General features: G+C 41.5%; 6 protein-coding genes. 1 reads left to right on the top strand and 5 read right to left on the bottom strand.

Going from position 1 to position 7562, the window contains the following annotated elements; translation table 11 throughout:
• The 5 genes from L1264_RS21050 to L1264_RS21030 all read right to left on the bottom strand — a co-directional run.
• Window positions 1-2924, bottom strand: a 2924-nt coding sequence (locus L1264_RS21050; protein WP_235404603.1) for an efflux RND transporter permease subunit, incomplete at its 3' end; no start/stop codon positions are given.
• 10 nt (window positions 2925-2934) lie between these two features.
• Complete coding sequence (locus tag L1264_RS21045) at window positions 2935-4167, bottom strand: efflux RND transporter periplasmic adaptor subunit (protein ID WP_028834941.1); 1233 nt, start codon at window positions 4165-4167, stop codon at window positions 2935-2937.
• Between the two features lie 16 nt (window positions 4168-4183).
• Window positions 4184-5509: a TolC family protein gene (locus L1264_RS21040; RefSeq protein WP_028834940.1), complete on the bottom strand. Its 1326-nt coding sequence runs from the start codon at window positions 5507-5509 to the stop codon at window positions 4184-4186.
• Window positions 5510-5522: 13 nt separating this feature from the next.
• Window positions 5523-6512: a M56 family metallopeptidase gene (locus tag L1264_RS21035; RefSeq protein WP_028834939.1), complete on the bottom strand. Its 990-nt coding sequence runs from the start codon at window positions 6510-6512 to the stop codon at window positions 5523-5525.
• Window positions 6513-6514: 2 nt separating this feature from the next.
• Window positions 6515-6898, bottom strand: coding sequence for a BlaI/MecI/CopY family transcriptional regulator (locus L1264_RS21030; RefSeq protein ID WP_028834938.1), 384 nt, complete (start codon window positions 6896-6898; stop codon window positions 6515-6517).
• 84 nt (window positions 6899-6982) lie between these two features.
• Between L1264_RS21030 and L1264_RS21025 the strand changes: the two genes are divergently transcribed.
• Complete coding sequence (locus L1264_RS21025; protein WP_028834937.1) at window positions 6983-7336, top strand: DUF3147 family protein; 354 nt, start codon at window positions 6983-6985, stop codon at window positions 7334-7336.
• Window positions 7337-7562 lie beyond the last annotated feature (226 nt).

The following is a 7562-nucleotide window of genomic DNA, read 5'->3' as shown; positions in this document are numbered from 1 at the left end:
GTTAATACAGGGCGAAGTCGAGTAAGTGCACCGTCAAATATTGCTTTATCAAGTGCCAATCCATTTTTACGTAACTCTCTAATGAACGACACCATAACCAGTCCATTTAGAATTGCTATGCCCGATAAGGCAATAAAACCAACGGCTGCCGAAATTGAGAACGGAATATCACGTAACAATAGAGCAGCTATACCACCTGTTAATGCTAATGGAACACCTGTGAAGATGATCATTGCATCTTTAAATGAGCTAAGCGCTAGTATCAACAATCCGACAATCATAATTAAGGTGACTGGTACAACAATACTCAGTCGCTCAGAAGCGGATTGCAGTTTTTGGTAGGTGCCGCCATATTCCACCCAGTAACCAGCCGGAATTTCAACACTTTCATTAATTGCAGTTTGGATATCCGCAACAAAACTTCCTAAATCTCTTCCGCGAACATTGGCAGTAACCACAACCCTACGCTTACCATTTTCGCGGTTAATTTGGTTAGCACCAGATACAAGCTCAATTTCAACAAGTTCTTGCAGTGGCACTGAATGACCGTCAGCCAACATAATCGGTAAATAAGGAAGTTCATCAATATTATTTCGTTTTGATTCTGCTAGGCGTACTACAATATCAGAGCGCACATCGCCTTGATAAAACTTACCTGCGACAGTACCACCCATCGCAGTTGCCACTTGAGATTGCACTTGGCTAATACTAATACCAAACTGCATCAATTTTTCACGCTTTGGTACTAAGTTAAGCAGTGGTAATCCCGTTGTTTGCTCGACTTGAATGTCTGCAATGTTATCAACTTGCGAAATAGCACCTTCTATCTCATCACCTAATGCGGTTAAAGTTTCAAAATCATCACCAAATACTTTAATGGCAAGCTCGGCTCTAACCCCAGCTAATAGCTCATTAAAACGCATTTGAATGGGCTGTAAGAACTCATAGCGGTTGCCCGGAATCGGCTCAACAAGTGCGGCCAATTCTTCTACGATTTGTGCTTTAGTTTTGTCTGGATTAGGCCATAATTCACGAGGCTTTAAGATAATAAAGTTATCTGCAACACTTGGTGGAACCGCATCGGTTGCCACATCTGCCGTGCCTATCTTAGCAAAGACACGTTCAACTTCTGGCATTTGCTTAATTTTATCTTCTAACGATTCCTGAAGTGCTACAGCCTGAGATAGTGACGTACCGGGAATACGTAAGGCGTGCATGGCAATATCACCTTCATCCAGATTAGGCGCAAATTCACTACCTAACTTAGTCGCTTGATAGCCAGAAAATATAACTAAAAGTGATGCCGCAATTATCACTAACCAACGTGCTTTCAATACCCATTTCAAAGCAGGTTTATAAAGGACCGCAGCGCCACGAATAAGTGGACTGTGCTTTTCTTTTACTGGCTTTTTAAATAGTAAGGCAACCATTGCTGGTACGAAGGTTACCGAAAGCAACATAGCACTCAGTAATGCAATAACTACAGTGATCGCCATTGGATGGAACATCTTACCTTCTACGCCTTCAAGAGCGAAGATAGGCAGATAAACTACGGTGATAATAAATACACCAAATAATGCGGGACGTATCACTTCTCTTGTTGCTTCGAACACTAACTCTAAGCGTTCTTTTAGCGATAACGGGTTATTTCCAGCCTGACTTAGCCTGCGGAGACAATTTTCTACGATAATAATGGCACCATCGACTAACAAACCAAAATCTAACGCCCCCAAACTCATCAAGTTTGCACTCACCCTTGTATGCACCATACCTGTTACTGTCATCAACATGGCAAATGGGATCACTAATGCGGTTAAAAATGCAGCCCTGAAATTGCCTAGTAGTACAAAGAGCACAACAATAACCAAAATGGCCCCTTCAATTAGGTTGAGCTGTACGGTTTTTAAGGTTTTATCAACTAATTTAGTGCGGTCATAAACAGCGGTTGCGACAATCCCTTCTGGTAAAGTGGCGTTAATTTCTTTGAGCTTTTCTCCCACGGCATGGGCAACGGTGCGGCTGTTTTCGCCAATAAGCATGAACACCGTACTCATCACCACTTCACGACCATTTTGTGTAGCAGCACCAGTTCTTAGCCCTTTACCGTTTTCAATATCGGCTACGTCTTTTATATAAATTGATGAACCATCAAGCGACTTAAGCGGAATATTACCAATGGCAGTCATATCAGTAACCTGACCGGGCAGCCTTAATAACCACTGTGCGCCATTTTGCTCTATAAAGCCTGCGCCTTGATTTTGATTGTTTTGTGCGATGGCATTAACCACATCGGCTTGTGATAGTCCAAAAGCAAGTAGCTTTTCAGGTTTAAAGGCGACTAAAACCTCCCGTTCAAATCCGCCTATAGGGTTCACCTCTACAACACCGGGTACACGCATTAACTGTGGTCTTATGGTCCAGTCATGTACGGTTCGTAAATCCATTGGTGTAATAGGCGTGCCATCAGCATGTGTTGCATCAGGCTCAGCATCAACCGTGAACATAAAGATTTCACCAAGACCTGTAGCTATTGGCCCAAGTTGAGGCTCTAAGCTTTGAGGCAACTCAGCTCGTGCCGCAGACAAACGTTCATTGACTAGCTGACGGGCAAAATAGATATCCGTATCATCGCTAAATATCGCTACCACTTGCGATAAACCGTAGCGAGAAACCGAACGCGTATAGGTTAAGCCCGGTAAACCTGATAACGCAGTTTCTAACGGAAAGGTTACTCTTTGCTCAACTTCCAAAGGTGTAAAACCAGCCGCCTCAGTATTGATCATTACTTGAACATTGGTGATATCTGGTACAGCATCAATGGGTAGTTTGGTAAAGTTCCAGATACCAAGCCCTGAAACAGCAAGTACCATCACCATCACAAGGAATTTGCGCTTTATTGAAAAGCGTAAAATTGATTCCAACATTTATACGCTCCTAATGATCATGTGATGCGCCAGACTTTTCAATGTCGGCTTTTAAGATGTAGCTATTATCAGCCACGTATTCTGTACCTGCTTTTAATCCACCTAGAACTTCAATCCATTCACCTCCGGCTCTTCCAAGCTCAAGCATACGGACTTCGTATTGTTTACCGACTTTGGCATAGACAACGGTGAAATCTCTAAAACTTTGCAAACCAACACGCTTAACAGCAAGCGGCACATCGATTGTTGCTACTTCAATATTTGCTTTAACGAAGTTTCCTTCTGCAAGTTCAGCATCTGCTAATTCAACCCAAACCATTCTTGCTTGATCATCTCTCACGCTTGGCTCAATAAATGACACCTCACCTACAAGGGGGTTCTTATGACCTTCAATGTTTAACGTAACTGGCGTTTCCAGTTTAACCTTGGAATAATCCGAAGGATAAACCGCTAATTTGGCAATATGGCGATTAAAATTGGTAATGGTGAGTAAGGTTTTACCATTGGTTTGCTCACCCGCGTTTGCGAATAACTGGGTAATAACACCATTAATGGGCGCTTTAATAACGTAGGGCTTAAGACTTTCATTACTTTCTACTGTGAATAGCGTTTGCCCTTTTTTAACGATTTCACCGAAATTGACGTGTAATTTGGTGATTTCACCATCAAAACGCGCTGCAATGTTTCGCTTAGCGCCCACAGGTAAACTTAATTTTCCATAAGCAGGAATGGTTTGATGAATTGTCGCAGGGCCTGCAATTTCAGTGTTGATTTCCATTGCATCGGCAACTGCCTGTTCAATTGTGGTGCGACCCTCGAAGTTGTCATATCGCCAATTGTACTTTTTACCCTGATAAGTTGCTTCAATGGCAACGACAAAAGAGTGAGGCTCATAAATCACCATATCACCGCGAAGAAAGTCACCTTGGGCATTGAAGTTAATATCATCAGTGCCATCGCCTAGACGGATTAACTTTACGTTTAAACTAACTTTCGCTGGGTCAATAGGTTGCCCTTCATTTGTTGCCCAAACACGAAATTCTGGCGGCACGCCTGTTTCAAAAATAGAGAGTTCAATTGCAAAATCACCTTCTCGTAACATGCGCCCACGGTGTGGACCTTTCTCTGGTTCAGCTTGCTCAGCCGCAGGTGATGATGCCGCAATAGCATTAGGTGCGACGACGCCTGTTAATGAGATAAGTATCGCCAAACTCAATGACGACAGGATATTTTTATTTTTCATAAGTTTGCTCACGGTTCTACTCGCTATCACTAACGGACACGCCAGTTAGGCGTTGAATTTCAATATGTTGTAAGTGCAAAGATTGATAAGAATCAAGTAACTGATTTTGGGCGCTGAGTAGCTCTCTACGGATATCACTCCACTGGTTGTAGCTAAGTTTGCCGATATCAAATGCCTGACTTGCTTCAGTCAATGCGGTTTCTAGTACAGGAATAATTTCAGCTTGAATCGTTTCAATGACATGGTGGGAATGCGCCATTTCTTGCAATAGCACATAAAGCTGTGCATCAAGTTTCTGCATTAACGCTTGTTGCTGACTTGCCAGAACATCTTGTTTTGCGAGTAAGGCAGCTATTGTTCCTGCATTTCTATTTTCACTTCCCCAAGGAATAGAGACACCCGCCACTAAACCAAAATCATCGGTCGTTTCATATCGTCTTAGTCCAGCAGTGAATTGCCACTGAGGTTTGGCTTCAATACGTGCGAGTTCCATTTGAGACTGGGCGATACGTTGTTCATCAGCAAACTGCTGTATTTGCGGGATTTGCTTAAGCTTGTTTAGCTGGCTTTCTACAGATGGAATTTCCGGCTTAAGCACTAAATTCCCCGTTAACTTAAGCTCTGCCTGAGGCTTACCCCATAAGGATGACAGTTGATAATGGCTGGCTTTTAATTCGTGCTCTAAATCTTCGACAGCGAGATTTCTTCGAACCAACTCAGCTTGAGCCAAGCGCATTTCGACATTAGAACTTTTGCCTGCTTTTACTCTTTTGGCAATAGCGTCAACCACTTCCTGTGCCTGAGATACCGCTAATTTATTGAGTTTCAGGCGCTCTTGTTTTATCAAGATTTCAACAAACTGCTTAGCAACAATCGCAGATAAATCGAGGGCTTTTATTTTTTGCTCGACTATTACTGCACTTGCTTGGCTTTTTGCCGCATTAACTCTGCCATCAATTTGATCTTGTTGAAGCAACCAAGAGTAGGTGAGCGTTGATTGCATACTTTTTAATGCACTATGCTCACCAGTCCCTAACGCATCTTCAATCATTAAACCTATTTGAGGACGCTCTCCAATTCCAGCTTGCTCGATATTACCTTGCCACAAGGCTTCTTGAGCTATCAAGGCTTTTAATTCAGGATGACTTTGTAGAGTCATGGTCACAGCCTTGCTTAAATTTATAACCTGATGTGATGACTGTGATTGCTGCTGGATTTGCGCATTAGCCAAAAAGGGAGTTGATGTTACTAAACCAGCCCCCGTTGTTAAAAATAGACCAACAGCCAAAAACCGATTGCCAGTCGGTTTTTTTCTGTTGCTTTTATAAAGATTAAATCTCATTCCATATCCTTAATTAATGGATGAAAAAAGTTTCGATAAAGTGATGAAAACTATCGACAGTGGATGCCGCTAGTACTGGCATAGTTGCCAATAATGCTAGAGTAATGATGAAAGTAGTAAGTGACGGTTTATTAATTGGATTTAATAAACCTTCAACACGAAGACTCGTGTAATCATGTCCGAAGTAGCTAACAGACGCCTGATCGCAATCCGTAGGAAGTGCTTTTTGAAGTCTAGCGACATCAATTAATGTCTGTGCGATATCAAGGTGGTCGTATTCTTTTGTGACCTCATTGTCGGCCATCTTTTCCGTCATTAAGACATATTGCTCGATTAGGGTTTGTTTTATACGTGACGGATAGAAGCTGGCAAGTGCCGTGAAAAGCACTTTAAATAACGGGTCTCTTGCCGTTACATGAGCCAGTTCATGATTAACGATGATATTAAGTTGTTCATCGCTAACTTGGGTTTGTAGTCCGGTTGATACATATATCTTGGGAGATATAAAACCTGTAGTAAAGGCAACAGGCACTTTAACAGGCATCAATAAATATTGATTGCCATTAGTCGTCCTAGCATCTTGTGCATCAGTAAAGCTTAGTAAACTCGATAATGCGATGGACTGTTTGGTTCTAGCAAAGGTAGTCTTAGTTACGCGCCAAGCTAAATAGATTAGTGCTAAAAGTAAGGTTAACGCGTGCCAACTTGAAAAGCTAAAAATATCGATATGGTGCCAATGGGCAAAATCTTCGAACCAGCTTATGTTAAAAACTTTATCAAACCCTAACGAGTAAGGCATAAAGTAACTAATACAAGAAAAGGCTATCCACCAAGGTGCACTCACTAGTGACCACAATATAAACTTTTGACTATTAAAACTGACTTGTTCGAGTCTGAACAACACAAAACGAGATACGACAGCAACAGTTGCAATACCTATCACAAATGCAAGCACTGAAACACTGAGCAAATTTAGAACGATTGCCATATCTCCAACTAACATAATTAAGCCCGCTCCTTTCTAAGCTGGCGTTGTTTCTCGATCATTTTTTCTAATGTATCGAGTTGTTCGTCATTAAGCTGTGCCGAAGCAGAACTGAACGCAGCAATTAAGCTATTTTCACCATCATCAACAAAGTCACTGGTTACATTTGAAATAAGTTGAGCAATTAAGCCTTCACGATCTACTCTGGCTGAATAACAATACGCATGGCCTTGTTTAGTGCGTTTAAGTAATTCTTTTTTAAATAACCTATCAAGCGTACTTTGGATAGTATTTAACGAATTACCACGAGCTAACCCCAGTACTTTATGTACTTGCTTTGCATCCGCTTCTTTCACATTCCAGAAATGTTGAAGCACTAACTTTTCTAGTTCACCTAACTGCATAACACTTTACTCTATTTAATTCGTTGGCTATATTGTCACAACAAAAACCGATAGGCAATCGGTTTTTTCATTTAAGGACATTATATGGGTTGGCTAATAACTAAGTATTTGATCACCGCTACGGTCATTGTCGCGGCATCAGAGCTAGCAAAACGAAATGATAAACTAGGCGCACTAATAGTGGCCTTACCGACAGTCACAATTTTAGCCATGATTTGGTTATATGTTGAAAAGCAGCCGTCAGAGAAAATAGCCAATCACGCTTGGTACACCTTTTGGTATGTACTTCCCACATTGCCCATGTTTTTACTTTTCCCCATGCTGATGCAGCGCTACAGTTTTTGGCTATCGTTACTCATCAGCTCATTAATAACTGTAATTTGCTTTTGGCTGTTTTCTTTATTGCTGAAGCAGTTTGGAATAGATTTGCTTCCTTGAGGTTAACAGCAAGGTCCGTTGTTCGCCCCACAGCTGCCATTAGAGTATTTACGTTAACGCGTAATGGGGCATAAATGAGTTAGAGCCGAAGGACGGCTCTGTGCCCAGACTGTGTGAAAACTCTGATCACCTTTTGGTCTAAGTATGTTCTGCTTATGATCTATTAATCTATACATTTAGTTCACTTAATATACTGATATTTATATAATTAGACTATTGATTCAGT

This window comes from Pseudoalteromonas sp. APAL1, from assembly GCF_021532475.1.
GTDB lineage: Bacteria > Pseudomonadota > Gammaproteobacteria > Enterobacterales > Alteromonadaceae > Pseudoalteromonas > Pseudoalteromonas lipolytica_C.
Note: the sequence above shows the minus strand (reverse complement) of the source record. Positions and strands in the feature narration are given on the sequence as shown.